Here is a 2574-nt window from a genome sequence, read left to right on the forward strand (position 1 = left end):
GCACCTTTCTTCATGTACGACACCAACTCCGAAGGAATTACCGTGAAAGCGGCAGGCTAGACGTCCACGCCTACGTCGTCCAGGTCAACTGCCGAACTCACGGCGACACACGAATAAGAGCCCCCCATGCGAACGAGTGGGACCGCGATGTCGTCCGATTGCGAGGAGGTACGCACGACTACGTCGTTATCGGCGAAGTCGACTACTGGACACTTCGCGAGCACCACTCTGCGCACAGGGTTACAGGGGGAAAATTCAAACCCCTACCCGATGGCTTCGTCATTGACGACGACCGTCGCCGCCTGCCCCGGGCCAGTAAGTAGGAGGGACATCCCGTCTTTACCCGTAAGCCGCGGCTGCATATTCCATTAGGATTGCCGGGGTTGCGCGTACGTGGTCAACCGGTGATCCAACACTCGCCCGGGGACGAAACCCAATGGGACTGGGTCGATCTGCCGAACCCGCAGGCCCTCCTAGGAGCGGGGATTGAAAGGCATCTGCTGGTCGGATCACTCGCTCACTCCGGGCGATGGCGCGGTGTCCTGGCACCCGCCGCGACGCCACCGCACCTGGTTGACGGGCTCGACCGGGTCTCCCGCAAGCTGGGCGGGCTCAATCGTAGTTGGCGTTTCGACCGGATGGCCACGGTCTGTCACCCTGAATCAGGCAGGTGACAGCCAGGTTCGCTGGTGTCGCGAAGCACCACGCGGTCGCGGTATCGATCTGCCCGTTCCGCTCAGGCAACCGCAAAGGTGTGGTCGAGAAGTCCAATCACAATGCCGCCCAACGATGGTGGCGCACATCGTCCGACGACGTCACCGTCGAACAAGCCCAACAATGCCTCGCCATGTTTTGCTCCCTGCGTGGCGACACCCGGCTACGACCCACCGCCGATGGTAAATCCTCGGTGGCAACAGTCGCTGCGGCCGAACCGCTGTCAGCACCTCCTGTTGCGGCCGGTCCAGCGATTCTGACCGAATCACGCACGGTGTCACGCCAGGCGTTGTGTCTTACGGTGGCAATCGGTACTCGGCGCCTCCGGAACTTGCCTCGGCACAGGTCAGTGTCACACGAGTGTTGGGGTCGGACGTGATCGACATCGTCACCACCTCCCAGAACACCATCGCCCGCTGCCGACGGTGCCGACGGTGCCGAGTCGATGGTCCGCGACCACGGCCACGTCTACGCCCTCGAGCACGCCGCGATTTGCCGGTGCCAGCAGCGGCGGCGGTCTACCGCATCGCCGCAAGGAACGGATTCCACCCGGACCTGACTCATGGCTGCGGCGCAAACATTGCGCCGCAACAATTTCCAACCCGATACCGTCTCGACACCCGGTGCCAACAGTGATCGATCTGTCCGCCGACGAGCGTGCTGCGCACGGAAGGAACACCCTGTCAGGACCACCACCGGACCCGTCACCGCCACCACAGACGCAGGGCCCGCGCCGAACACTGCCGCAGCAGCGAACCTCTACCAACGCTTGCGTGGACACCTGGCGGTACTGAAACTGCACGGCGCGGCCGGAGCGTTGCCTTCGAAGAACTGCTGACCATCGAAGTGGCGGCGCCCGAGGTTCGGCGCCTGACCGGCCGGCTTCGGTTGGAATGGCTACCCACACCGGCATCCTGACGATTTCGACTATGACGCCGCCCCAGGCCTGGACCGCAAGCTGATCGCCGAGCTCGGGACCTGCCGTTGCCTCGAGACCGCACCAACATTCTGCTGATCGGGCCACCGGGCGTCGGGAAGACTTATATGTCGGTAGGTTTGGCGCGCGCTGTCGCCCACGCCGGCCACCGCACTAATTTCGCCACCGCCCGCCGACCTCGGGGCCGCTGCCACCGCGCTGCGATCGAAGGCCGGTGGGCGACAACGATTCGGTTCTTCGCCGGTCCCACGATGTTGGTCGTCGACGAACTCGGCTACCTACAACTGCCGGGTGAGGCCGCCTCGGCGTTGTCTCAGGTTGTGGCGCAACGGTATATGAAAACAGCGTCGTGATCACGACCAACCTTGGCCGTCGGAGAATGGGCAGAGGTTCTCCGTGACACCTCAGCGCCGCCTCGATACTCGACCTCCACGCACGGTCGAAAACCCTCCGAAGAGCAACAACTGGAAGCCGCCAACCACTACAGTGAACACAGCTCACAGGTGGCACTTTCTCCGAGCAAGTCTGAGCATTTCGCTGAGCGTCATCAAAGCGCCACCTGCCCGCGAAAGGAAGTTAATGTCCTTGAGTTTCCGCCCGCCAATCCGGGGCGCCACATTCGATCTGGGCTGAGATCGACGCTCACGAGAAGTTAGGCAATCTGCCCCATGAGGAAGATGATCCTCAGCATTGAGGACGATTTGTCGCGCGGCACGAGAGTGCTCAGATATCTCAACGAAGATGCTCTTCCTGGGATGGCGAAGGCTCGGCTCAGTAGCCGCCGATCCGCCGGGTACGACATATTTCTCCCAGATCGCACCTACGACCCTCAGTCAGAGTCGGGCTTGTTCTTGCAGCTGGTCGGGGCCTTGCCCCCGCGTGTTGGACACGCTTAATCCCGGACAGAGTCCGGGGGAAGCTGA

2 pseudogenes are annotated in these 2574 nt (G+C 62.7%); both read left to right on the top strand.

The annotated features are described in order from the left end of the window. Positions 1-392: 392 nt before the first annotated feature. Positions 393-1274, top strand: a pseudogene (locus ACHIRB_RS17565) (Mu transposase domain-containing protein); the annotation flags it as partial. Positions 1275-1483: 209 nt separating this feature from the next. After that, positions 1484-2141, top strand: a pseudogene (locus tag ACHIRB_RS17570) (ATP-binding protein). The last annotated feature ends 433 nt before the right edge of the window (positions 2142-2574 follow it).

Source organism: Antrihabitans spumae (genome assembly GCF_043944905.1).
Classification (GTDB): Bacteria; Actinomycetota; Actinomycetes; order Mycobacteriales; family Mycobacteriaceae; genus Antrihabitans; species Antrihabitans spumae.